Source organism: Cupriavidus sp. 207A1, assembly GCF_057798955.1.
Genome location: NZ_JBYOJO010000004.1, coordinates 212586 through 235330 on the forward strand (window position 1 = coordinate 212586; position 22745 = coordinate 235330).

At 69.7% G+C, this 22745-nt stretch carries 22 protein-coding genes and 1 pseudogene; 12 read left to right on the plus strand and 11 right to left on the minus strand.

The genetic code is table 11. The features are described from left to right. The first annotated feature begins 32 nt into the window (after window positions 1–32). Window positions 33–1232, plus strand: a complete 1200-nt coding sequence (locus AC3FMM_RS09030; protein WP_488686467.1) for a CaiB/BaiF CoA transferase family protein — start codon at window positions 33–35, stop codon at window positions 1230–1232. Then, complete coding sequence (locus AC3FMM_RS09035) at window positions 1229–2092, plus strand: citryl-CoA lyase (protein ID WP_488686468.1); 864 nt, start codon at window positions 1229–1231, stop codon at window positions 2090–2092. The genes AC3FMM_RS09030 and AC3FMM_RS09035 overlap by 4 nt, the downstream gene beginning before the upstream one ends. Window positions 2093–2138: 46 nt before the next feature. Here the strand turns inward: AC3FMM_RS09035 and AC3FMM_RS09040 are convergent. Beyond that, window positions 2139–3385, minus strand: a pseudogene (locus AC3FMM_RS09040) (GGDEF domain-containing protein). 210 nt (window positions 3386–3595) lie between these two features. Then, window positions 3596–4345 carry an IclR family transcriptional regulator gene (locus tag AC3FMM_RS09045; RefSeq protein ID WP_116313982.1) on the minus strand — a complete coding sequence of 250 codons (750 nt, stop codon included), beginning with the start codon at window positions 4343–4345 and terminating at the stop codon, window positions 3596–3598. 418 nt (window positions 4346–4763) lie between these two features. On the opposite strand from AC3FMM_RS09045, the gene AC3FMM_RS09050 reads away from it, so the two are divergent. Continuing rightward, the gene (locus tag AC3FMM_RS09050; RefSeq protein WP_231942229.1) at window positions 4764–4997 is read left to right on the plus strand and encodes an IclR family transcriptional regulator; all 234 of its coding nucleotides are present in this window, start codon (window positions 4764–4766) and stop codon (window positions 4995–4997) included. Window positions 4998–5159: 162 nt separating this feature from the next. Beyond that, window positions 5160–5525 (plus strand): helix-turn-helix domain-containing protein, encoded by a 366-nt coding sequence (locus AC3FMM_RS09055; protein ID WP_115683683.1) that lies wholly within the window; start codon window positions 5160–5162, stop codon window positions 5523–5525. Window positions 5526–5565: 40 nt separating this feature from the next. Here AC3FMM_RS09055 and AC3FMM_RS09060 read toward each other — a convergent pair whose 3' ends face one another. From AC3FMM_RS09060 to soxC, 6 genes are all read right to left on the minus strand, one after another. Further along, complete coding sequence (locus tag AC3FMM_RS09060) at window positions 5566–6447, minus strand: ABC transporter permease (RefSeq protein ID WP_115682414.1); 882 nt, start codon at window positions 6445–6447, stop codon at window positions 5566–5568. A gap of 15 nt (window positions 6448–6462) precedes the next feature. Continuing rightward, entirely contained in the window at window positions 6463–7299 is an 837-nt protein-coding gene (locus AC3FMM_RS09065) for an ABC transporter ATP-binding protein (protein WP_473704644.1), read from the minus strand. 2 nt (window positions 7300–7301) lie between these two features. Then, a complete protein-coding gene (locus tag AC3FMM_RS09070; protein WP_488686469.1) occupies window positions 7302–8312 on the minus strand; it encodes an ABC transporter substrate-binding protein in 1011 nt (336 codons plus the stop codon). A gap of 81 nt (window positions 8313–8393) precedes the next feature. Next, a complete protein-coding gene (locus AC3FMM_RS09075; RefSeq protein ID WP_488686470.1) occupies window positions 8394–9323 on the minus strand; it encodes a TauD/TfdA dioxygenase family protein in 930 nt (309 codons plus the stop codon). A 153-nt stretch (window positions 9324–9476) separates the two neighbouring features. Further along, window positions 9477–10064, minus strand: a complete 588-nt coding sequence (locus AC3FMM_RS09080; protein WP_488686471.1) for a c-type cytochrome — start codon at window positions 10062–10064, stop codon at window positions 9477–9479. Then, entirely contained in the window at window positions 10051–11292 is a 1242-nt protein-coding gene (gene soxC / locus AC3FMM_RS09085) for a sulfite dehydrogenase (protein ID WP_488686472.1), read from the minus strand. The genes AC3FMM_RS09080 and soxC overlap by 14 nt, the downstream gene beginning before the upstream one ends. A 215-nt stretch (window positions 11293–11507) precedes the next feature. Here soxC and AC3FMM_RS09090 point away from each other — a divergent pair, with 215 nt between their 5' ends. The 7 genes from AC3FMM_RS09090 (at window position 11508) to AC3FMM_RS09120 (ending at window position 19016) form a co-directional block, all read left to right on the plus strand. Continuing rightward, complete coding sequence (locus AC3FMM_RS09090; RefSeq protein WP_115713921.1) at window positions 11508–12638, plus strand: ABC transporter substrate-binding protein; 1131 nt, start codon at window positions 11508–11510, stop codon at window positions 12636–12638. A 4-nt stretch (window positions 12639–12642) separates the two neighbouring features. Next, entirely contained in the window at window positions 12643–13479 is an 837-nt protein-coding gene (locus AC3FMM_RS09095; RefSeq protein WP_115713922.1) for an ABC transporter permease, read from the plus strand. 12 nt (window positions 13480–13491) lie between these two features. Further along, window positions 13492–14289, plus strand: a complete 798-nt coding sequence (locus AC3FMM_RS09100; RefSeq protein WP_115713923.1) for an ABC transporter permease — start codon at window positions 13492–13494, stop codon at window positions 14287–14289. A gap of 33 nt (window positions 14290–14322) precedes the next feature. After that, the gene (locus AC3FMM_RS09105) at window positions 14323–15117 is read left to right on the plus strand and encodes an ABC transporter ATP-binding protein (RefSeq protein WP_115713924.1); all 795 of its coding nucleotides are present in this window, start codon (window positions 14323–14325) and stop codon (window positions 15115–15117) included. 26 nt (window positions 15118–15143) lie between these two features. Next, complete coding sequence (locus AC3FMM_RS09110; RefSeq protein ID WP_488686473.1) at window positions 15144–16106, plus strand: TauD/TfdA dioxygenase family protein; 963 nt, start codon at window positions 15144–15146, stop codon at window positions 16104–16106. Between the two features lie 31 nt (window positions 16107–16137). After that, window positions 16138–17511, plus strand: a complete 1374-nt coding sequence (locus tag AC3FMM_RS09115) for an LLM class flavin-dependent oxidoreductase (RefSeq protein ID WP_488686474.1) — start codon at window positions 16138–16140, stop codon at window positions 17509–17511. 230 nt (window positions 17512–17741) lie between these two features. After that, window positions 17742–19016, plus strand: a complete 1275-nt coding sequence (locus AC3FMM_RS09120) for an O-acetylhomoserine aminocarboxypropyltransferase/cysteine synthase family protein (protein ID WP_115713927.1) — start codon at window positions 17742–17744, stop codon at window positions 19014–19016. 80 nt (window positions 19017–19096) lie between these two features. Here the strand turns inward: AC3FMM_RS09120 and AC3FMM_RS09125 are convergent, their stop codons facing one another. The 3 genes from AC3FMM_RS09125 to AC3FMM_RS09135 are packed head-to-tail and all read right to left on the minus strand — an operon-like array spanning window position 19097 to window position 21708. Then, window positions 19097–20068 carry a lysylphosphatidylglycerol synthase domain-containing protein gene (locus tag AC3FMM_RS09125; RefSeq protein WP_488686475.1) on the minus strand — a complete coding sequence of 324 codons (972 nt, stop codon included), beginning with the start codon at window positions 20066–20068 and terminating at the stop codon, window positions 19097–19099. Then, window positions 20065–21297 (minus strand): cardiolipin synthase ClsB, encoded by a 1233-nt coding sequence (clsB, locus tag AC3FMM_RS09130; protein ID WP_488686476.1) that lies wholly within the window; start codon window positions 21295–21297, stop codon window positions 20065–20067. Before clsB ends, AC3FMM_RS09125 begins: the two co-directional genes overlap by 4 nt. A gap of 54 nt (window positions 21298–21351) precedes the next feature. After that, a complete protein-coding gene (locus AC3FMM_RS09135; protein WP_326346422.1) occupies window positions 21352–21708 on the minus strand; it encodes a hypothetical protein in 357 nt (118 codons plus the stop codon). Between the two features lie 177 nt (window positions 21709–21885). Between AC3FMM_RS09135 and AC3FMM_RS09140 the strand changes: the two genes are divergently transcribed. Then, window positions 21886–22707, plus strand: coding sequence for a MetQ/NlpA family ABC transporter substrate-binding protein (locus tag AC3FMM_RS09140; protein ID WP_488686477.1), 822 nt, complete (start codon window positions 21886–21888; stop codon window positions 22705–22707). Window positions 22708–22745: the final 38 nt, after the last annotated feature.

Here is a 22745-nt window from a genome sequence, read left to right on the forward strand (position 1 = left end):
TGTTGTACAGAATACGCACACAGACCCCTGCCATGCCAAAACCATTACGCCATGTTCGCGTGCTCGACCTCACCAATGTGCTGGCCGGGCCGTTCTGCTGCCACCAGCTGGCCCACCTCGGCGCCGAAGTGATCAAGGTCGAAGCCCCTGGCAGCGGCGACCTGGCGCGCCAGCTGGGCGCCGACCCGGAGCTGAACCAGCGCCTGATGGGCGTGTCGTTCCTGGCGCAGAACCCCGGCAAGCAGTCGGTCACCCTGAACCTGAAGCACGCCAGCGGCAAGGCCGTGTTCCGCAGGCTGGTGCAAAACGCCGACGTGGTGGTCGAGAACTTCCGGCCGGGCGTGATGGAACGCCTGGGACTGGGCTATGAAACCCTGAAGCAGGACAACCCGCGGCTGATCTACTGCGCGATCTCGGGCTTCGGCCAGGACGGGCCGCTCGCGGGGTTGCCGGCCTATGACCAGATCATCCAGGGCATGGCCGGCGTGATGCAGATCACCGGCGACGCGCACAGCGCGCCGCTGCGGGTGGGCTATCCGGTGTCCGACACCATCGGCGGGCTGACCGCGGCGCTCGCGGTGTCGGCGGCGCTGGCCGATACCGGGCGCACCGAGGGCTATTTCATCGACGTTTCGATGCTCGAGGCGACGCTGGCCACGATGGGCTGGGCGGTATCCAACCACCTGATCGCGGGCCGGGCGCCCACGCCGATGGGCAACGAGAACATGACCGCGAGCCCGTCCGGCACCTTCCGCACCGCCGACGGCCTGCTCAATATCGCCGCCAACAAGCAGGAACAGTTCGAAGCGCTGTGCCGCGTAGTGGGCCGCCCGGCGCTGGCTGACGATGCGCGCTTCGCGCAGCGGCAGGCGCGGCTGGCCAACCGGGCCGCGCTGACGCAGGCGCTCGAAGCCGAACTGGCGACCCGGCCGGCCGCCGAGTGGTGGCCGCTGCTGACCGCGGCCGGCGTGCCCGCGGGCCCGGTGCTGGACGTGCCGCAGACGCTGGCCCATCCGCAGGTCAGCGAGCGCGGCATGATCGGCGACTTTGCCGATGCCCCCGGGGTGGGCCGCGACATACGCGTGGTGCGCACCGGCTTCAAGCTCAACCGCGAAGCGCCGGCGGTCGACACGCCGCCGCCGCAACTGGGCCAGCACACGCGCCAGGTGCTGGGCGGCCTGGGCTACAGCGATGCGGACATCGATGCACTGAACCGGGAGGGTGCGATATGAGCGGCAGCCAGACACAGGACGACGGCATGGATGCGGGCCAGCAACTGTCGCAGGACTGGTGGCGCACCGGCATCATCGACATGCGCCCGGGCGAGATCCGCTACCGCGGCTACCCGATCGAGCAGCTGATCGGCCGGGTGTCGTTCGCGCAGATGATCTGGCTGATGCTGCGCGGCGAGCTGCCCGGGCCGGGCCAGGGCGAACTGCTGGACGCGGCGCTGATGGCCGCGGTCGACCATGGCCCGCAGGCGCCCAGCATCGCCATCGCGCGCATGGCCGCAACGTGCGGCGTGGGGCTGAACAATGCCATGGCGTCGGCCGTCAACGTGCTGGGCGACGTGCATGGCGGCGCGGGCGAGCAGGCGGTGGCGCTGTACCACGACGTGGCGCAGCGGCTGGACACCGGCAGCACGATGGCGCTGGCGGTCGAAGACGCGCTGCGGCACTACCGCGACCTGCACGGCAAGTACGTCGGCGGCTTCGGCCACCGCTTCCATCCGGTCGATCCGCGCGCGCCGCGGCTGCTGGCGCTGGTCGCGCGGGCGGCGGAAGACGGCGTGGTGAGCGGCCGCTACGCGGGCATCGCGCGCGCGATCGAGGCTGCGCTCGGTGCCGGGCGCGGCAAGCCGATCCCGATGAACATTGATGGCGCCACCGCGGTGATCTACGCCGAACTGGGCTTTGCCGCGCCGCTGGCGCGCGGGCTGTTCTGCCTGTCGCGCTCGGTCGGCATCCTCGCGCACGCGTGGGAGCAGCAGTGCGAGGGCGGGCGCAACAAGGGCCCGATGCCGCGCCAGTTCCTGTGGCGCTATGACGGCGCGCCGCCGCGCGACGTACCGGAACCGCACAAGCCCACATAAAAGTCCGCATCAGCGGCAACACCCGCCGGCAGGCCGGATCGCGCGCTCAGCCGGCCAGGTCCGGTTGCGGCTGCAGCAGCGGCGCAGCCGCCGCGCCGGCGGCGGGCTGCGCCATCGACGATGCCAGCACATAGCGGTCGCGCCCATGCGCCTTGGCGTGGTAGAGCGCGCGGTCGGCATCGGCGAACAGGGTCCGCCACAGCGCCTCCCGGCTGCCCGCGCCGCCGCGCAGCTGCGCCACGCCGATGCTGACGCTGGCATGGCCGCGCCCGGCGGGCAAGGCGATCGCATGCACCTTGCGCAGCACGCGGTTGGCCAGTGCCGAGGCCTGCTGCTCGTCGGTATGCGGGCACAGCACGCAGAACTCTTCACCGCCGTAGCGCCCGGCCACATCCGAGGCGCGGCGCGAGTTGTCCAGCGCCTGCGCCACTTCGCGCAGCACCGCATCGCCGGCGTGGTGGCCGCAGGTATCGTTGACCTGCTTGAAGTAGTCGATATCGATCACCAGGCACGACAGCGGCTGGCCATCGCGCTGCCAGCGCGCCACCAGCGACAGCGCCGACATCTCCAGCGCGCCGCGGTTGAGCAGGCCGGTCAGCGCGTCGATGCGCGCGCCGCTTTCGTTGTGCGCGACGATCTGCTCCATCGCCATCACGGTAAAGCCGAACAGCCCGAGCAGCGTGGCGATCAGCGGCGCCAGCACCCAGGCCGAATCGGCCGGGCCGGCGAAGAACAGGGTCAGCGGCGCCGCGGCCGTGCCGCCCGCGGGCAGGCTCATGGCATGGCTGAAGCCCGCCAGCTGCGTGGCCAGTTGCACCAGGCTGGCCACCAGCACCAGCGGCGCCCCGATGCTGCGGCGCCCGCGCCCGGCGCGCGCCAGCGTGGCGAAAGTGGCCAGCGACACCAGCGCCAGCACGCCATAGACGATGCGCAGCACCAGCTGCGGGCCTTCGGGCAGGCCGCTCGAGGCCACCATCAGGCCGAGCACGATCGCGCCCGCCCCCACCAGCGCACCCGGATGCGCCGGCACGCCGTAGTAGACCCGCACGCCGCGGTAGATCAGCAGCCAGCCGGCGACGAAGGCGAACGCGCCCAGCGTGCCGAGCTGGCCGGTGCCGCTGGCCGCGCTGACCGCGAGCGCCAGGCCCGCGGCCGACACCAGCACATGGCCGAAGGCCCATAGCCGCCCCGCCGTGCTCGCGCGCAGCGCAAACACCAGCCCCGCTGCAATGATCAGCGTGCCGCAGAAAACACCATCATCACCACCGCAATGGTCTGCTGGTCCAGGTGCAAGGGATTTCCTCAAGGATGCCGTCCGCCTGCCGTCAATATCGATCGGCGGGCATCGGGGCACGGGGGCGCGACGCGAGGCATGCGGGCGCTGATTTCACCAGATGTGACGTGCGCTGTTTTTCATGCCAGCCGCATGATAGCCCGTGCCGGCGCCAGCTTGGCACCCCCTGCAAGCCGGGTCGGGTGCACTGCACCCCCCGCGGTTTACGGTCAGTCCGGGACTGCCGATGCCGGGGTAGCCTGCGGCGCCGTGCCGCCGAGCGCGCGCGTCAGCGAACGCGCTGCCTGCAGCACATCGTCGCGGAAAGCGTCGCGGTAGCGCGCCGCCGGACAGGTCAGCGTCAGCGCCCCGGCCAGCACACCGCCCGGGCCGAAGACCGGCGCGGACACGCCGGCCAGATCGGGGCTGCGGTCGCCGACCAGCGCCGCCACGCCGTCTTGCCGGATCCGGTCATAGAGCTCGCCGGGCTCGCCGGCGAAGGCACGCAGCACGCGCGCGCCGGCGCCGCGGTCGCGCGGCAGCAGCTCGCCCGCGCGCACGTGGTCCCGCACCGGCTGTGGCGAATCGACGCGGTACAGGCACAGCCGGTGCCCGCCCTGCTCGACATGAAAGGCCGCGCTCTCGCGCGTGACGTTGACCAGTTCGCGCAGCGCCGGCATCACCACCGCCTCGAGCGAGAACGATGCCGCGTAGACCGCGTGCAGCCGCGCCACCTCCGGCCCCAGGCCGTAGCGGCCATCGGCGTGGCGCAGCACCAGCCCGGCGTGTTCAAGCGATGCCAGCAGGCGCAGCAGCGTGCTTTTGTAGAGGCCGCTGCGCTGCGCCAGTTCGGCCAGCGCCAGCGCGCCATCGCCGAGCCGGAACACCGACAGCACGAACAGCGCCCGGTCCACGGCGATGGCGCCGCCGGCGGCGGCGTGCTTGTCGGCTTCGGAAACCTGTGCGGCTTTGCGGGGCATGGCGGGCGGCGGGTGATGAACCCGGAAGGCGTTGGGTCGAAACGATGCGCCACCGTATAGAACGGTCGGGGGGTTGTCAATCCGCGCTGCCGGGCGGGGCCGTGTGCGGTGGAGTCGACGCACGCACGCCAGCATGGTGGCGTTTTTCTGCAACACCCATACGCGGTGCCTGGCCCGATTGCGCGGTTGCGCAAGCGCGTTCTGCGCCCTTTGGACACCGCATGCGCCACATCGCGCGCCCCGCGCTTAGCCTATTCGCCACTCCTGGCTTTGCAAGCGGAATCAGCGGGGTAAATTGCCCCGGCTTTTGCTTTAGCGGCCGCTGCAGCGGATGGATAGAATCATGCGTTGCTCAACTCCGCGCCATCCTGCTGTTTCCGCCGCAATGTCTCATCGCCGTGCTATTCCCGACCTTGGTATGACCGTTCCCGCACTCTCGCTTGGTGCCATCCTGGACGACCTGCGCAGCGCCCCGCGGCCGCTGACCCCCGCGGAATATGCATACCTGGCCCAGCTGCGGCTACGCATCGTCACCGGCGACGCCGACCTGTGGACCACGCTCGAAACCGCAGGCGTGCCATGCAGCGAACGCCGCCTGTCGCCCGACGTGGTGCTGGCACTGACCGCGATCGGCCAGTTGCCGATGCACTGACTGCGTCGCTGCCGCACGCCTCGCCGGAAGATTCCGCACTGCATTTCTGAATCCGGCTGTCCACCTGCCCCGCGCCGCCCCGCTACGATCGATCCACTTCGATCCGCCGGGGACCCGTAGCAGCGCGCGAGCGCGAAACCGCCCCCCGGCCATGACATGGGCATGGCTTACCGACTCATCAACCGGCGCGTCTCGTTCCTCTCCCTGCGTGTCTTTGTCGCGCTGATGCAGCATCGCGACGCCGGCCGCGCCGCGCAGGCGCTCGGGATCCAGTCGCAACGGCTCCATTACCAGCTGCGCCAGCTCGAGACCGCGCTCGGCATGCCGCTGTTCCAGCCGTGCGGCGCCGCCTGGCTGCCGACCGCGGCCGGATTCAATGCCTTGCCCAAGATCTGCGCCATGCTCGAGATCTGGGAGCAGATCCAGGCCAGCACCCGCGCGCGGCGCCGTGCGGAAGCGGAGCGCCAGCGCGAGCGCTGCGCGGTGCGCGTCGGCGCGGCATTCTGGGTAAGGCAGGCGACTATGTAGGCTCAGGTTGATCGCCGGTGCCGGCGCCGCCGCCCGCCGCCTAATGCTGCATGCCCCAGCGGCGCACGGTCAGCCGCTCCAGCGTGGTGAACACCAGCCCCTCGACCAGCAATCCGATCAGGATCACCGCGGCCAGCCCGGCGAACACGCGGTCGGTATAGAGCTCGTTGCGGTTCTGGAAGATGAACCAGCCCAGCCCGCCCTGCCCCGACGACGCGCCGAACACCAGTTCGGCGGCGATCAGCGTGCGCCAGGCGAAGGCCCACCCGATCTTCAGGCCGGACAGGATCGCGGGCAGCGCCGCCGGCACCAGCACCAGCGCGACATAGCGCAGCCCGCGCAGGCCGTAGTTGCGCCCCGCCATGCGCAACGTCGGCGGCACCGCGCGGAAGCCCGCGTACATGTTCAGCGCCAGCGGCCACAGCACCGAATGGATCAGCACGAACACCAGGCTGCCGGTGCCAAGCCCGAACCACAGCAGCGCCAGCGGCAACAGCGCAATCGCCGGCAGCGGGTTGAACATCGCGGTAAGCGTGTCCAGCAGGTCGCGCCCGAGGCGCGTCGATACCGCCAGCGAGGTCAGCACGAATGCCAGCACGATGCCGGCGGCATAGCCGCGCAGCAGCACCGAAAGGGAGATCGCCGCCTTGCCCGGCAGCTCGCCGCTGGCCACCGCCGCGCCAAAGGCGCGCAGCGTGGCCAGGCACGAGGGCAGCAGCAGGTCGTTGTCCTGGATGCGCGCCACCGCTTCCCAGATCAGTCCCAGCGCCAGCAGGATCAGCGCCTTGCGCAGCCAGTCCTGCTGCCACGCGCGCTGGTGCCACGGCAACGCGCGCGCCAGCGGGGCCTCGGTGAACGGCTCGGGCTCGCGCTCGTATTCGGGCCGCAGCGGGTCGGCGAGGGTCAGCGTCGTTTGCGTCATGATGCGATGTCGGTTTCAGCGTGCCACCGCGCTGCGCGCCGGCGGCGGGTCGATGGTGGCCGGCGCGTCGAACAGCAGGCCGTGGATGCGTTGCGCGGCGGCCTGGAATTCGGCGCCGCCCTGGCTGGCCAGGCTGAACTGGTGGCTGTTGAGCTCCGCGCGCACGCGGCCCGGGTGCGGCGACAGCAGCAGGATGCGGCTGCCCACCACCAGCGCCTCTTCGATCGAATGCGTAACGAACATCAAGGTGAAGGCCGCGTCGTCCCACAGCGCCAGCAGCTCTTCCTGCATGCGCCGGCGCGTGAGCGCGTCCAGCGCGGCAAAGGGCTCGTCCATCAGCAGCACCTTGGGGCGCATGGCCAGCGCGCGCGCGATCGCCACGCGCTGCTTCATGCCGCCCGACAGCGTATGCGGGTAGGCATCGGCAAAATCGGCCAGCCCGACCTTGTGCAGGCTGTCCAGCGCCAGCTCGCGCGCCTCCGCCCGCGACAGCCTGCGCGCCTGCCGCAGCGGGAACATCACGTTCTGCACCACCGTCTTCCACGGCGGCAGCTGGTCGAACTCCTGGAACACCACGATGCGGTCCGGGCCGGGCTGCAGCACCCGCCGGCCTTCGAGCCGGATCTCGCCCTCGCTGGGCGGAACGAACCCGGCAACGGCCTTCAGCAGCGTGGACTTGCCGCAGCCGGACGGGCCCAGCAGCACGAAGCGGTCGCCGGCATGCACGTCGAAGCTGACGCGATGGGTGGCGCGCACGATGCGCTCGGGCGTGCGGTATTCCAGCGACACGCCGTCCACCTGCAGCAAGGGCGTGGCGCGGTCCGACACCACGCGCAGGTTGTGGGTGGCCATGCTCAGCTCCCCTGCGCGGTGACCGGGTCCTGGAAGAAATAGTCCTGCCAGGACTTCGGCTGGTTGCGGATCGCGCCCACGCGGTGCATGAAAGCGGCCAGCCCAAAGGTGTTCTGCGGTGCCACGCGGAACTGCACCTGCGGGTTCTTCAGCACGCGCAGCAGCAGCGCGCGGTCGGTCCGGGCCTTGCTCTGGCGCAGGTAGATATCGGCGGCCGCTTCCGGATTGGCGGTGGCAAAGGCCGCGGCCTCGGCCAGCGCATCGACGAAGGCGCGATAGGTCCTGGGGTTGTCGCTGCGGAACTTCTCGGTCGCGTACAGCACCGTGGAGGAGCTGGGGCCGCCCAGCACGTCATACGAATTCAGCACGATGCGCGCGTTGGGGTTGCCCGCCAGTTCCTGCTCCTGGAACGGCGGATTGCCGAAGTGGCCGGTGATCTCGGTGCCGCCGGAGATGATGGCTGCGGCGGCATCCGGATGCGGCACCGCCACGGTCCATTTGTCGAGCCGGTTGTATTCCTTGTCGCCCCACTGCTTTGCCGCAGCCAGTTGCAGCACGCGCGACTGCACCGATACGCCCACCGCCGGCAGCGCGATGCGGTCCTTCTCGGTGAAATCGGCAATCGACTTCACCTTGGGGTTGTTGCTGACCAGGTAGTACGGGAAGTTGCCCAGCGACGCTACGCCGCGCACGTTCTGCTTGCCGTGGGTGCGGTCCCACAGCGTCAGCAGCGGGCCCACGCCGGCGCCGGCGATATCGATGGCACCGGACAGCAGCGCGTCATTGACCGCGGCGCCGCCCGACAGCTGGGTCCATTCGACCTTGATGTCGACACCCTGCTGCTTGCCGTGCTTCTCGATCAGCTGCTGGTCGCGCGCCACGTTGAGCAGCAGGTAGACCACGCCGAACTGTTCGGCGATGCGAAGCTTGCCTTCGGCGTGCGCGCTGCCGGTGATGGCCAGGCCGGCGCTCAGCGCCAGCAGGCCGAGCTTGCGGGAAAAACGAGAGAACATGATCAAGACTCCGGGGAATACGGTGGATTGGCGCTCGCTGCTGCGAGCGCCCTGGGATGACTTGCGAAACCGCTGCCGCCTTCAGCGCGGCACGTCGCCTTCGATGGTGGTGCGGTACATCACGCGCCGCAGTTCCGGCGGACAGCCCGCGGCAAGATGCAGCAGCGAGCGGTTGTCCCAGAACACCAGGTCGTGCGGCTGCCACTGGTGGCGGTAGATGTGAGCGGGCTTGACGCTGTGCGCGAACAACTGGTCCAGCAGATCGCGGCTTTCATCCTCGGGCAGGCCGACGATGCGGGTGGTGAAGTGCTCGCTGACAAAGAGCGCCTTGCGCCCCGTTTCCGGGTGGGTGCGCACCACCGGCTGCAGCACCGGCCTGACCTGCGCAATCTGCTCCGGCGTCAGGTTGGGCCGCCACGGGCTGCGCTGCTGCAGCTCGGCATAGCGCGCCAGGTAGGTGTGCTCGGCCTGCAGGCCATCGACGGCGCTTTGCAGCGCCGCCGGCAGCGTGTCCCAGGCCAGGTGCATGTTGGCGAACAGCGTGTCGCCTCCCTCGGCGGGCAGTTCGCGCGCATGCAGCAGCGAACCGAGGCTGGGCTTTTCCTTGTACGACAGGTCCGAATGCCAGAAGTGGCCGGCATCGCCCAGCCCGATCGGCTTGCCGTTCTCGACCACGTTGGACACCACCAGCACTTCCGCATGGCCCGGCAGCTGGAACTGGTGCAGCACGTGTATCTGCAGCGGGCCGAAGCGGCGGCTGAAGCCGATCTGCTGCGCGGGCGTGATCTGCTGGTCGCGGAACACCACCACGTGGTAGTCGAGGTGGGCGCGATGGATGCGGGCAAAATCCGCGTCGGACAGCGGCTGCGACAAGTCGAGCCCGATCACTTCCGCGCCCAGCGGCGCGTCCAGCGCACGGATCTCGAAGTTGCCCGCGTCTGCGGAAAATGCGGTGGAAAGCGGCGCGCTCTGCTGGCGCGAAACACTGGCGTGGGCGGTTGCGATCGTCATGGCAAGCTCTGGCATACGGGGGAAGCCGATGCGGCATCCGGGATGCCGCGTACAAGCTTGCACTGTAGAGAGCCGGCCACTGCACGGTCAACGAATCATATCGCTGGCCCTTATCCGCTTATCGCATATCCATGTCTCGACATTGGCGGGCCATCAGGGCTTGCCGGGGCAACCGCTGCGGCACGGCACGTTGGCCGTATCCGGGCGCGCGTCGGCGACAAAGCCGTCGCGGTTCGGCATCTTCACCTGCGGCAACGTGCGCGCGTCCAGCACGGCATCTGCGGGCAGGATGCCGTTCTTGTGCAGCAACCACGCGGTGACCGCATAGACGTCGTCCGGCGCCAGGCTCTGCGGCGCGTTGTAGGGCATGGCGCGGTTGATGAAGTCGAATACCGTGGTGGCGTAGGGCCAGAAGCTGCCGATGGTCTTGACGGGGTTCTTGCCGCTGGCGGCGTCCTTCAGCGTGCCCTGCCCGCCCACCAGCGCATCGGCCGGCTTGCCTTCGCCATTGACGCCGTGACATGCGGCACAGTGCTGCGCATAGACCTGCTGGCCCCGCGCGACCGTGCCGCTGCCCGGCGGCAGGCCCGTGCCGTCCGGGGTCACATCGATATTCCACGCGGCAAGGTCGCGCTCGCTGGCGGCGCGGCCGATGCCGTAGGTCTGCGCAAGGACCGTTTGGGCAGCGCAAGCCAGCGCCAGCACGGCGGCGGCACCACTGATTCGTTCAAGCGCGCGCATTGGCAATGCTCCCGTCCGCGGCCACGCGCCAGCGCTGGATCGCGTTGTAGTGATAGGTGGAAGCCACGCCGCGCGCGGCCACCAGCTGGTCCGGCGTGGGCTGGACGTTGCCGGCTTCATCGATGGCGCGGCTCTCCAGCGAAGCTGGCCCGCCATCCCAGCGCCACGGCAGGCGGAAGCGCACCAGGGCGCGGTCCAGCACCGGCTCCTGCAACTGCGCCTCGCGCCAGCTGCGGCCGCCGTCGACCGACACCTCGACGCGGCGGATACGCCCGTGGCCCGACCACGCCAGGCCCGAGATTTCATAGAACCCGCGCTCGCGCAGCTTGTGATCCGGCGCGGGGAAGGTGATCACGGACTTCACGTCCATCAGGAAGGTGAACTGCCGCGCGCTGCCGTCAGGCAGGGAATCCGTGTATTTCGCCGTCTCTTCGCGCGACATGAACGGCGCGCGCCCCAGCTTCAGACGCCGCAGCCACTTGATGCTCATGTTGCCTTCGTAGCCCGGCAGGAACAGCCGCAGCGGATAGCCGTGCTCGGGGCGCAGCATCTCACCGTTCTGCGCATAGACCAGCAGCGCGTCTTCCAGCGCCTTGGCCAGCGGCACGCTGCGCGTCATGGCTGCGCCATCGGCGCCCTCCGCCAGCACCCAGGCCGCATCGGGCGCCACGCCGACTTCGTCCAGCACCACGGACAACGGCACGCCGGTCCACTCACAGCAAGACAGCAGGCCGTGGCTGATCTGCACCGACTTCGCACCGGGTGCTTTCCACTCGCGCCCGGTGTTGCCCGAGCACTCCAGGAAATGGATGCGGGACACCGACGGCAGGCGCACCAGGTCGTCCATGGTGAAGATGCGCGGGCGCGCCACCAGCCCGTGCACCGCCAGCCGGTGCTGCGCCGGGTCGATCAGCGGGATGCCGGCGTGATGGCGCTCGAACACCAGCCCGGTCGGCGTGATGATGCCGCGCAGGTCCTGCAGCGGCGTCATCGACGAGTTGGCGCCCGGCAGCGGCGCCGCGCTGCGGCTGCGCCGCACCACGTCTTTCTCGAACGGTGACGGCTGGCCGTAGGCATGCCACAGCACGGGCTCGCCCGGCGCGCGCGTCCACGGCGCAACCGTCAGGGGTTCTGCGCGCGCCGCAGTGGCGGCGCCGGCCGCGGCGGCGCCCAGCACCGCCCCGCGCTGGAGGAAGCGCCGGCGGCCGGAACTCAGGTCATTGCTCATCGTGAGGGCGTGGTCAGTCTGGTAGCGATCAAAATGCGCAGACTGTAGGACAGCACCGGCACTTGTCCAACGAAGAAGAATGCATGCCGATATGCCAACGCCGCGCTGCGCGCCATATGCGCGGGGCCGATAACCAAAGCCGGAATCATTCGTTCTGGTCCGCGCGCAGCGCCGCTTATCGTGGAGCCGTCCTCAACTTCAAGAAGGTCTGCACGATGACGACCCCGCGCCCCGATGCCACCGCTGCACCCACGCTGACCCGCCGCGAGCTGCTGCGCTGCGCGGCCTGGTCCGGGCTGGGCATGGCGGCTTCGCTGTCGCCGCTGTCCGCGTTCAGCGCCAGCCCGGCCGCGCGGCCTGACGTGATCCGCGTCGGCGTGGCCCAGCCCGCCACCGGCACCCCGCCCAGCTTTGCCGGCAGCTCGCTGGCGATTGCCCATGCGCGCGGCTGGCTCGAGGAATCGTTCAAGCCGACCGGCACGCGCGTGGAGTGGTTCTTCTTCAAGGGCGCCGGCCCCGCCGTCAACGAGGCGCTGGCCAACCGCCAGCTCGACTTTGCGCTGCAAGGAGACCTGCCGTCCATCGTGGCACGCTCCGCTGGACTGAAGACGCGGCTGGTGCTGGCCACCGGCGTGCGCGCCAACATCTACGTGGGAGTGCCGCCCGATTCGCCGCTGAAGACGGTCAGCGACCTGCGCGGCAAGCGCGTGTCGCTGTTCAAGGGCACCAACATGCATCTGCCCGCGCTGCGGCTGCTGGAAGCGAACGGGCTGTCGGACAAGGACCTGCGCCTGCTGAACCTGGACACGGCCGGCTACCTGGCGGCGCTGTCCACGCGCGACATCGACGCCGCCATCGGTGCCATGGACATCCTGCGCCTGCGCGACAAGGGCGCGGTGCGCATCCTTTACTCCAGCAAGAACCAGTCGCCGATCTACACACGGCAAAGCCACGTACTGGTGAGCGACGAATTCGCCGGGCGCTATCCGGAGGCCACGCAGCACCTGGTGAAGGCCGCGGTCGAGGCGGCGCGGTGGGCCTCGGACGAAAGCCATCGTGAAGAAGTGCTGCGCACCTGGGCGCGTGCGGGCACGCCTTATGACCACTGGAAGGAGGACTTCGACGGCGAGCCGCTGCGGGTGCGGCTGAACCCGAATTTCGATCCCTTCCTGGTCAGCCGCTACAAGGACGCGGTCGAGCAGGCCTATCGTTTCAAGCTGAGCCGTGCGCGCTTTGACGTGGACCAGTGGATCGACCAGCGCTTCCTGAAGGCTGCACTCACCGACCTGAGCCTGCAGAGCTACTGGCCCGTCTACCAACCCAACGGCAAGATCCTGGGAGCCTGACATCATGTCTGTCGCCGATTCGCTTTCACTGCCAGCCGCCGCGGCGCCGCGCGTGGCGGCTCCGCGCAGGCCACTGCGCTGGCAGGATGCCGCCCGCTGGCTGCTGGCCTGGCCGGTGCCGCTGGCGCTGCTGCTGGTCTGGTACGTGGCCGCCCGCAATGCCTGGATTCCGCCGCAGGTGCTGCCCGCACCCGAGGACGTCGCACGCACGCTGGCCGACCTCTGGCAAAGCGGTGAACTGCAGGCCAACCTGGCCATCAGCGCACTGCGCGTGGCCGGTGGCTTTGCCGTGGGGCTGGCCGGTGGGCTGGCGCTGGGCGCGGCCATGGGCCTGTCGCCGACGTTGCGCGACTACGTCTACCCGACTTTCAAGGCGTTCAGCCAGGTGCCGGTGCTGGGCTGGCTGCCGTTGCTGATGCTGCTGGTCGGCATCGACGAAGCGCTCAAGGTGATCCTGATCGCCAAGGCCGCCTTCGTGCCGGTGGCGCTGAACACGTACAAGGGCATCGGCAGCGTGCCGACCCGCTACCTGGAAGTGGCGCGGGTGCTGCAGCTCACGCGCTGGCAGACGCTGTCGCGCGTGGTGCTGCCCGCCGCGGCCGCGCCGGTGTGGAACGGCGTGCGCTACGGCCTGACGCACGCGTGGCTGGCACTGGTGGTGGTGGAGCTGCTGGCCTCGTCCGAGGGGCTGGGCTACATGATCGTCTACGGGCGCCAGCTGTTCCAGCTCGACATGGTGCTGGCCGCCGTGGTGGTGGTGGGCGTGGTGGGCTTTGCACTGGACAAGACCCTGGCGCTGGCCGAAGGCGCGGTACTGCGCTGGCGCAAGCCGGGCTTCTGAGGCAAGGCCGCGATGACCACTTCCGCTATCCGCCCCCGTATTCGCCTGCCCCGCGCCTTGCGCGGCTGGGTGCTGCCGCTCGCGCTGCTCGCGCTGTGGTGGGCCGCCGTGCGCTTTGGCTGGACCACTTCGCCGCTGCTGGTGCCGGTATCCAGCGTCTGGGACACCGCGGTGCGCCAGGTGCAAAGCGGCGCGCTGGCCACGGCATTGGCCGCCAGCCTGTGGCGCGACCTGGCCGGCTTTGCCATCGGCGCCAGCGCCGGGCTGGTGTTCGGCACGGCGCTGGGCCTGTCGCGCCTGTTCGAGCGCCTGGTCGGCCCGAGCTTTCACACGGTCAAGCAGATCTCGCTGTTTGCATGGATCCCGCTGATCTCGGTCTGGTTCGGGCTGGGCGATGCCGCCAAGGTGGTGTTCCTGTCGCTGGCCGCATTCTTCCCGGTGGTGCTGAACACCTTCGAAGGCATCCGCGCCGTGCCGGCCGACCTGCTTGAGGTGGCGCGTGTCCTACGCTTCAACCGCACCCAGGTGCTGTGGCGCGTGGTGCTGCCGTCGGCGGCCCCGTCGATCTTCGCCGGCATCCACCTGGCGCTGATCTATGCGTGGCTGGCGACGCTCGGCGCGGAGTACCTGCTGGTATCCGGCAAGGGCATCGGCAACACCATGACCGACGGCCGCGAAAACTTCTGGATGGACCTGGTGATCTTCGGCGTGATCGTGGTCGGCCTGGTCGGCTTCACGCTGAACTGGATCGCCAGCCGCATCGAATCCCGCCTGCTTGCCTGGCGCGGGCGCTCGGTGGCCGCGGGCTGAGCCGCGCTGCCCCTTACTGAACGGAGACCACCAATGCCACATGCCGGCACGCTAAGCATCGCGCACCTGCACAAGCAGTATGAAGTCGAGGGCCGGGCGCTGCCCGTGCTCGAGGACATCACGCTGACCATCACCCCGGGCGAGTTCGTCAGCATCGTCGGCGCCAGCGGCTGCGGCAAGTCCACCCTGCTGCGGCTGGTGGTGGGGCTGGAACAGGATTACCGCGGCGAGATCCTGCTGGACGGCAAGCGCGTATCGGGCACCAGCCTGCAGCGCGGCATCGTGTTCCAGGAGCATCGCCTGTTCCCGTGGCTGACGGTGGAACAGAACATCCGGCTGGCGCTGCTCAACACGCCGGGCAGCGACGCGGAGAAAGACCGCAACGTTGCCGAGCATATCGCGCTGGTTGGCCTGCGCGGCTTCGAGCAGGCCTATCCGCACCAGCTCTCCGGCGGCATGTCGCAGCGCGTGGCGATTGCGCGGGCACTGGTGACGCGCCCGGAGATCCTGCTGCTCGACGAGCCCTTCGGCGCGCTCGATGCGATGACGCGGGCCTACCTGCAGCAGGAGCTGCAGCGCATCTGGCAGGCCGAGGGCATCACCATGATCCTGGTCACCCACGACGTCGAGGAAGCCGTCTTCCTGGGCGACCGCGTGGTGGTGATGGAACCCCGGCCCGGCCGCATCCGCCGCATCCTGCCGGTGGACCTGCCGCATCCGCGCGAACGCGCCGGACTTCCCTTCGCGCGGGCGCGCGATGCCGTGCTGCGCGAATTCGCCGGGCAGGAGCCCGTCGTGCAGCGGGCCCCTGAACCTGAACTCGCCTGACCCAACCCTCTCCCCGGAGCTTCGTGATGACCCAAGCCAACGCCACGCAAGACCAGCCCGTCCAGCTCGACATCCACCCGGTTGCCGGCCGCATCGGCGCCGAGATCCGCGGTGTCGCGCTGCACGGCGACCTGCCGCCCGCCACCTTCGCCGCCATCCGCGCAGCCTTGCTCAGGCACAAGGTGCTGTTCTTCCGCGACCAGGTGCATCTGGACGATGCCGCGCAGCAGGGCTTTGCGCGCCTGTTCGGCGACACCGTGCCGCACCCGACCGTGCCTTCGCGCGACGGCACGCAGCTGCTTGAGCTGGACTCGCAGCACGGCGGCCGCGCCAACTCCTGGCATACCGACGTGACCTTCGACCTGGCCTACCCCGCGGTCTCGGTGCTGCGCGCCGTGACCGTTCCCGCCGCCGGCGGCGACACGGTGTGGGCCAACACCGCCGCCGCGTACCAGGACTTGCCCGGGCCGCTGCGCGAACTGGCCGACAAGCTGTGGGCGCTGCACACCAACGACTACGACTACGCGGCCACGCGCGTCAATCCGAGCGACGAAGGGCTGAAGCGCTACCGCGAGCTATTTACCTCGGCGCTCTACGAGACCGAGCACCCGGTGGTGCGCGTGCACCCGGAAACCGGTGAGCGCACGCTGGTGCTGGGCCACTTCGTCAAGAAGCTGCTGGACTACGCGTCGGCCGATTCGGCGCACCTGATTGCCGTGCTGCAGGGCCATGTGCACCGGCTGGAGAACACCGTGCGCTGGCGCTGGCGCGCGGGCGACGTCGCCATCTGGGACAACCGCGCCACCCAGCACTACGCCATCAACGACTATGGCGACGCGCACCGCGTGGTGCGCCGCGCCACCGTCGCCGGCGACATTCCGGTCGGCGTGGATGGCCGCCGCAGCAAGGCGGTGAAGGCGGGCGTGCGCGGCGAGGGCGCGGCGCCGGCCAACCAGTCCGCCGGTGCCGCGCAACGGCAAGCGGCCTGATTCAGCCAGTCTCTTCCGGAGAGCACGATCGATGTCACCGCAAAAGCCGCCGCGCCAGCTGCATCTGGGCGCCTTTCTCCAGGCCACCGGGCACCATGTCGCCGGGTGGCGCCATCCCGGCGCGCAGGCCGATGCCGGGCGCAACCTGGCGCACTACATCGCACTGGCGCAGCGCGCCGAGGCCGCGGGGTTCGATGCGCTGTTCCTGGCGGACGGCGTCGCCATCCGCGGCATGGACGATGCCACCCTGCCGCGCACCGCGCGCGCCGCCACCTTCGAGCCGCTGACGCTGCTGTCGGCACTGGCGGCGGTGACGCAGCGCATCGGCCTGGTGGCGACCGTCTCCACCACCTACAACGAGCCCTTTCATGTGGCGCGCAAGTTCGCCTCGCTCGACCATCTCAGCGGCGGCCGCGCGGGCTGGAACGTGGTGACATCGTGGTCGGATGCCGAGGCGCGCAACTTCAGCCTCGAGCGTCATCCCGCGCACGCTGACCGCTACGCCCGTGCCGAGGAGTTCGTCGACGTGGTCACCGGGCTGTGGGACACCTGGGAGGATGATGCCTTCCTGTACGACAAGCACAGCGGCCGGCATTTCGATGCGGACAAGCTGCACACGCTGGACCATCGCGGCGCGCACTTCCAGGTGCGCGGGCCGCTCAACGTCGCGCGCCCGCCGCAGGGCCATCCGGTGATCGTGCAGGCCGGCTCGTCCGAGGCCGGGCAGGAGCTGGCCGCACGCACCGCCGAGGTCATCTTCACCGCGCAGCAGTCGCTGGCGGATGCGCAGGCCTTCTATCGCGGCCTGAAAGCGCGGCTCGCGCGCTATGGCCGCACGCCCGACCAGCTCAAGATCCTGCCGGGCGTGTTCCCGGTGGTGGGCCGCAGCGAGGCCGAGGCGCACGAGAAATTCGAAGCGCTGCAAAACCTGATCCATCCGTCGGTGGGGCTGGCCCTGCTGTCGCAGCACCTGGGCGGGATCGACCTGAGCGGCTATCCACTGGACGGCCCGTTGCCCGACAACCTGGCCGAGCCGAACGGCGCCAAGAGCCGCTTCCAGCTGGTTACCGGCCTGGCCCGGCGCGAGGGGCTCACCATCCGCCAGTTGTGCCTGCGCGTGGCCACCGCGCGCGGCCACTGGTCGATCCACGGCACGCCGCAGTCCATCGCCGACCAGCTGCAGGCGTGGTTCGAGGGCGAGGCCGCCGATGGCTTCAACGTGATGCCGCCCTGGCTGCCGGGCGGGCTCGATGATTTCATCGAACTGGTGGTGCCGGAACTGCGCCGGCGCGGGCTCTATCGCGAGCACTATACGGGCACCACGCTGCGCGAGCACCTGGGGCTGCGCCGGCCGGAGAACCTGCGCTGGCAGCAGCTCGAACCGCCGCTCGCGGTCGGGGCATGAGCGCTGCGCCGCGGCACCGCGCATATCCAAATGCAATAAGTTTCCTTGCTTCGCGCGAGCGCCGTCGGCAACCATAGCAGCCACGCCGCAGGGGCGTGCGCGGGCCGGCTGGTACCATCGCACGGCCTGGTGCGCCCGTGCGGCGCACTGCTCGGCATGCCCGGCGCCAGGGCAGGCACTGCCCCCGCGCGCCGGTCCGGCACCCAACAGCGAGAAGAAGAGAGAAGAAGATGAGACTCGAAACCCTGGCCGTCCACGGCGGCTATTCGCCCGATCCCACCACGCGCGCGGTGGCCGTGCCCATCTACCAGACGGTGGCGTACGCCTTCGACAACGCCCAGCATGGCGCCGACCTGTTCGACCTGAAGGTGGCCGGCAACATCTACAGCCGCATCATGAACCCGACCAACGATGTGCTCGAGCAGCGCCTGGCCGCGCTCGAGGGCGGCGTGGGCGCGCTGGCGCTGGCGTCGGGCATGGCGGCGATCACCTATGCGATCCAGACCATTGCCGAGGCCGGGGACAACATCGTCTCGTCCAGCCAGCTCTATGGCGGCACCTACAACCTGTTGGCGCACACGCTGCCGCAGTCCGGCATCGAGACGCGCTTTGCCGACGGCCGCAATCCGTCCAGCTTCGGCGACCTGATCGATGCCCGCACCAAGGCCGTGTTCGTCGAGTCGGTGGGCAACCCGCTCGGCAACGTGGTCGATATCGCCGCGATCGCGCGCGTGGCGCACAACCACGGCGTGCCGCTGATCGTCGATAACACGGTGCCGTCGCCCTACCTGTGCCGGCCATTCGAGCATGGCGCGGATATCGTCGTGCATTCGCTGACCAAGTACCTGGGCGGCCACGGCAACAGCGTCGGCGGCGCCATCGTCGACAGCGGCAAGTTCCCGTGGGCGCAGCACAAGGAGCGCTTCCGTCGCCTGAACGAGCCGGACGTGTCGTATCACGGCGTGGTCTATACGGAAGCGCTGGGGCCGGCCGCCTATATCGGCCGCGCGCGCGTGGTGCCGCTGCGCAATACCGGCGCGGCGCTGTCGCCGTTCAACGCGTTCCTGATCCTGCAGGGCATCGAGACCCTGGCGCTGCGGCTGGACCGCATCACCGACAACGCCCTGGCGATCGCGCGCCACCTGCAGCAGCACGCCAAGGTGGCGTGGGTCAATTTTGCCGGCCTGCCGGACCACGCCGACCACGCGCTGGTGCAGCAATACCTGGGCGGCCGCGGGCCCGGCATTCTGTCGTTCGGCCTGAAGCAGGGCGGCCGCGAGGGCGGCGCGCGTTTCCTCGACGCGCTGCAGCTGTTCACGCGGCTGGTCAATATCGGCGACGCCAAGTCGCTGGCCACGCACCCTGCGTCGACCACGCACCGCCAGCTCAACGCCCAAGAACTGCAGGCGGCCGGCGTCAGTGAAGACATGGTGCGTCTGTCGATCGGCATCGAGCATATCGACGACCTGATCGAGGACCTGGACCGCGCGCTGGCCGCGGCCTGACCTCCTGCCCGCGGTTTTTCTCCCCTCTCCCGCTCGCGGGAGAGGGGCCGGGGGAGAGGGTAGGCGCATGCACTAGCCGATCATCCCACCTCTTTCTCGTCACCGCGCTTGCCCCGCGCCTCCAGCACGAAATAGCTCACGGCCCCGATCATCAACGGAATCAGGTAATACAGCGCCCGATACGCGATCAGCGCGGCAAGCAGCAGCCCGTGCGGCACCTGGTCGCCCAGCATCGTCAGGAACACGGTCTCGATCACGCCCAGCCCGCCGGGGATGCGCACCACCACGCCCGCCAGCCCGGACGCCAGCAGCACGCCCAGCACCGTGAAGTAGGTCGCATGCGTATGCAGCAGCGCGTACAGGATCGCGCCCATCGACATCCAGTGGGCGGCCGACAGCACGCATTGCAACGCGGCGAAGCGCACCGTGGGCACGTAGATGTCGTGATCGCGCACGGTACGGTGGCGGCCGTGCCAGAGCGCGCACGCGGCCAGGTAGGCGGCCGGGAGGGCCAGCATCAGCACGCCGAGCATCCGCGTCAGCGCCGCGGGAATGCCCCACTCCGGCGGCAGCACCACCAGTTCGCCGGCGAGGATGGCGCCCGCCAGCACCGCATAGCCGAGCCAGTTGGTGGTGACCACCACCACGAACAGGCTCCAGATCTGCGGCGCGCTCAGTCCCGCGCGCGAGTACAGCCGGTAGCGCACGCCCGCGCCGCCCAGCGTGGCGCCCAGGTTGAGGCTGAGCGTGTAGCTGACATAGGAGATCGCCATCACCCGGCGCAGCGGCAGCGGGTGCCCGGCATAGCGGCAGCCGAGCACGTCGAACTGGCTGTACAGCAGCCCGCTCAGTGCCACGAATCCGGCCGCCGGCAGCAGCGTGCGCGCGTTGAAGCCGCGCAGCGCTTCCAGCACCGCGTTCCAGTCGATGGTGCCCAGCTTGCGCGCGATCAGCGCCAGCACGGCGGCAATGAAGAGGATGCCGATGGCACGGCGCCAGGCCGGCCAGTGCGCGTGCTGGCGGATGGCGGTCAGGGCCTCGGCGCCCGTCATTCCGCGCCTCCGCGCAACACCACCACGCGCCGCGCGTTGCGCCGCCCGCCCGGCATCGGCTGCACCAGCCGGGGCGCATGCGCCGGCAGCCAGCCCGCCCAGGCCGGGAAGCGCCGCAGGAAGTGGAACATCAGCGTCGCGCCCAGCGCATCGAGGCGGTTGCGCGGAGACTTCAGCCCCGGCGGCACCGCGCGGCAGCGCGCGCCGATCAGCGCTTCCAGCCGGCTGCGCAGGTGGCGTGCAAAGGCTTCATCGCGGATCACGAGATTGGCCTCGAGGTTCAGCGACAGGCTCAGCGGGTCGAGGTTGCTTGAGCCGACCGTAGCCCAGTCGTCATCGACCACCGCGACCTTGCCGTGAAACGGCCGCTCGACGTATTCGAGGATCTGCACCCCGGCGTCCTGCAGCTGCGCGTAGAGCAGGCCGCCGGCGCGCGCCACCCACGGCATGTCGGGCTTGCCCTGCAACAGCAGCCGCACCCGCACGCCGCGCGCGGCGGCCTCGCACAGCGCATGCAACAGCCGGTAGCCCGGCAGGAAGTACGCATTGGCGATGATGACCTCGCGCCGCGCCGCGCGGATCGCGTCCAGGTAGGCAAACTCGATGTCGTTGCGGTGGCGATGGTTGTCGCGCGTGACCAGGCAAGCGCGTGCGGGATGCGTGCACGGATCCTGCTCCTCGCGCTCGGCCTGCGGCCCGGCCAGGGCCGGCGGCAGGCTCGCGCCTGGCATCGCGCGCACCAGGAAGTCGTGGACCTGGCGCGCAAACGGCCCGCGGATTTCCACCGCATAGTCCTGCTTGGCCAGCGGCCCGAACTGGTACAGGTGCTGCGCGGAGAAATTGAGGCCGCCGACGAACGCGACTTCGGCATCGATGGCGATCAGCTTGCGGTGCATGCGCCGGAAGATATGCGTGCGCACGCCGAACAGCCGCGGCCGCGGCGAGAATGTGCAGAACTGCACGCCTGCATCGACCAGGCTGGTGATGAAGGCCGGCGACAGGTCATGCGAGCCGAAGCCGTCCACCGTCAGCGCCACGCGCACGCCGCGGCGCGCCGCCGCCAGCAGGGCGGCGTGCAATTTGTGACCTACCTCGTCTTCAAAGAGGATAAAAGTTTCCAACAGTACGCTTCGGCGCGCGCGCGCAATGGCGTCGAACACGCGCGGAAAATACTCCTCGCCGTTCTCCAGCAGGCGGAAGCGGTCGGAAGCGGTCGGCAACTGTGTCATGGCCGGGAAATCGCCGCAAACACCATGCCAGCGAAAACCCGGGGCCGGTCGCTCCTAACCCGGGCGACGGCCGCGCCGCCAGCGGGCCAGCACCGCGGCGGCCAGCGCACCGGCCGCCACGCCGGCAACGAAGATCGCCACCGTCATGCCGCTCCACGGGCCCGCGGCGTCGGCGTCGGCGCTGCCGCGAGCCAGGGGGGCGAGCGACTGCCAGTCGGCGGCGGTGAACTGCGTCATCGCGGGCGCGCCATCGAGCCCGTACACGCAGACCTCGCCGCCGGGCAGCTTGCAAAAGCGCGCCGGCGGACAACTGCGCAGAATGGCCTGGGTCTCGCCCTCGCCGCAGCGGGCGCCGGCGCTGCGCAACACCTGCAGGGTGACGTCGGGATGCTTGGTCAGTTGTTCGGGCATGGCAGCCTCCCAGGGGCAGGGCAAGCGGGTGTCGCGTTCCTACAGCGTAGGCCTTATTCCGCCCGGGCATATCGCCATGCGTAATCGCTCGTTCGTCCTTTGGCTGCCTTTCCATACAATGGGCCGATGCCACGGCGCGACGCCGCGGGCAACAACCACATCAAAGGGGAGCATCCGATGCAATACGGGAAATTCGGCCTGGCCGCGCGGCTGGCAGCAGTCGTGCTGGCGCTGGGCGTGGTCCATGGCGCCGCCGCGGCCGATCCGGACAAGAAGGAAATCCGCTTCGGGGCCACCGCGGGCCCGTACGCAGACCAGATCCGCTATGGCGTCAAGCCGGTGCTGGAACAGCGCGGCTACAAGGTCACCATCGTCGAGTTCAGCGACTACGTGCAGCCCAACCTGGCGCTGGCCGACGGCGCCATCGACGCCAATGCCTTCCAGCACGTGGCCTACCTGAAGAAATTCTCGGCCGACCGCAAGCTGGCCCTGAGCGACGTGGTCCAGGTGCCAACCGCGCCGATCGGCATCTACAGCCGCAAGCACAAGGCGCTGGCCGAGGTGAAGGCGGGCAACACCGTGTCGTTGCCGAACGATCCGACCAACCTGGCGCGCGCCATCGCCATCCTGCAGCAGATCGGCTGGGTCACGCTCAAGCCAGGCACCGACCCGATCCGCGCCAGCGAACGCGATATCGACGCCAACCCGCACAAGCTCAAGCTGGTCCAGCTCGAAGCCGCGCAGCTGCCGCGCTCGCTCGACGATGTCGACTATGCCTTCGTCAACGGCAACTATGCGCTGGCCTCGGGGCTGAAGCTGACCTCGGCGCTGGCGCTGGAGAAGATTCCGGACTACTACATGAACCTGGTCGCGGTGAAGACCGCCGACCTGAACAAGCCCTTCGTCAAGGACATCCGCGAGGCCTACCAGTCCGCGGAGTTCAAGGCGGTGACGCAGCAGCGCTTCGCCGGCTTCGTGCCGCCGCAGTACCAGCGCTGAACGCTGGGCCGGGCCTGCAAGGCGCGCCACGGGGGCGC

Bases quoted from the DNA above. Each gene is read 5' to 3' on its own strand.
- AC3FMM_RS09030 (WP_488686467.1), top strand. From the start codon at position 33: ATGCCAAAACCATTACGCCATGTTCGCGTGCTCGACCTCACCAATGTG.
- AC3FMM_RS09035 (WP_488686468.1), top strand. From the start codon at position 1,229: ATGAGCGGCAGCCAGACACAGGACGACGGCATGGATGCGGGCCAGCAA.
- AC3FMM_RS09045 (WP_116313982.1), bottom strand. From the start codon at position 4,345: ATGCCCCGCAAAGCCGCACAGGTTTCCGAAGCCGACAAGCACGCCGCC.
- AC3FMM_RS09050 (WP_231942229.1), top strand. From the start codon at position 4,764: ATGACCGTTCCCGCACTCTCGCTTGGTGCCATCCTGGACGACCTGCGC.
- AC3FMM_RS09055 (WP_115683683.1), top strand. From the start codon at position 5,160: ATGGCTTACCGACTCATCAACCGGCGCGTCTCGTTCCTCTCCCTGCGT.
- AC3FMM_RS09060 (WP_115682414.1), bottom strand. From the start codon at position 6,447: ATGACGCAAACGACGCTGACCCTCGCCGACCCGCTGCGGCCCGAATAC.
- AC3FMM_RS09065 (WP_473704644.1), bottom strand. From the start codon at position 7,299: ATGGCCACCCACAACCTGCGCGTGGTGTCGGACCGCGCCACGCCCTTG.
- AC3FMM_RS09070 (WP_488686469.1), bottom strand. From the start codon at position 8,312: ATGTTCTCTCGTTTTTCCCGCAAGCTCGGCCTGCTGGCGCTGAGCGCC.
- AC3FMM_RS09075 (WP_488686470.1), bottom strand. From the start codon at position 9,323: ATGACGATCGCAACCGCCCACGCCAGTGTTTCGCGCCAGCAGAGCGCG.
- AC3FMM_RS09080 (WP_488686471.1), bottom strand. From the start codon at position 10,064: ATGCGCGCGCTTGAACGAATCAGTGGTGCCGCCGCCGTGCTGGCGCTG.
- soxC (WP_488686472.1), bottom strand. From the start codon at position 11,292: ATGAGCAATGACCTGAGTTCCGGCCGCCGGCGCTTCCTCCAGCGCGGG.
- AC3FMM_RS09090 (WP_115713921.1), top strand. From the start codon at position 11,508: ATGACGACCCCGCGCCCCGATGCCACCGCTGCACCCACGCTGACCCGC.
- AC3FMM_RS09095 (WP_115713922.1), top strand. From the start codon at position 12,643: ATGTCTGTCGCCGATTCGCTTTCACTGCCAGCCGCCGCGGCGCCGCGC.
- AC3FMM_RS09100 (WP_115713923.1), top strand. From the start codon at position 13,492: ATGACCACTTCCGCTATCCGCCCCCGTATTCGCCTGCCCCGCGCCTTG.
- AC3FMM_RS09105 (WP_115713924.1), top strand. From the start codon at position 14,323: ATGCCACATGCCGGCACGCTAAGCATCGCGCACCTGCACAAGCAGTAT.
- AC3FMM_RS09110 (WP_488686473.1), top strand. From the start codon at position 15,144: ATGACCCAAGCCAACGCCACGCAAGACCAGCCCGTCCAGCTCGACATC.
- AC3FMM_RS09115 (WP_488686474.1), top strand. From the start codon at position 16,138: ATGTCACCGCAAAAGCCGCCGCGCCAGCTGCATCTGGGCGCCTTTCTC.
- AC3FMM_RS09120 (WP_115713927.1), top strand. From the start codon at position 17,742: ATGAGACTCGAAACCCTGGCCGTCCACGGCGGCTATTCGCCCGATCCC.
- AC3FMM_RS09125 (WP_488686475.1), bottom strand. From the start codon at position 20,068: ATGACGGGCGCCGAGGCCCTGACCGCCATCCGCCAGCACGCGCACTGG.
- clsB (WP_488686476.1), bottom strand. From the start codon at position 21,297: ATGACACAGTTGCCGACCGCTTCCGACCGCTTCCGCCTGCTGGAGAAC.
- AC3FMM_RS09135 (WP_326346422.1), bottom strand. From the start codon at position 21,708: ATGCCCGAACAACTGACCAAGCATCCCGACGTCACCCTGCAGGTGTTG.
- AC3FMM_RS09140 (WP_488686477.1), top strand. From the start codon at position 21,886: ATGCAATACGGGAAATTCGGCCTGGCCGCGCGGCTGGCAGCAGTCGTG.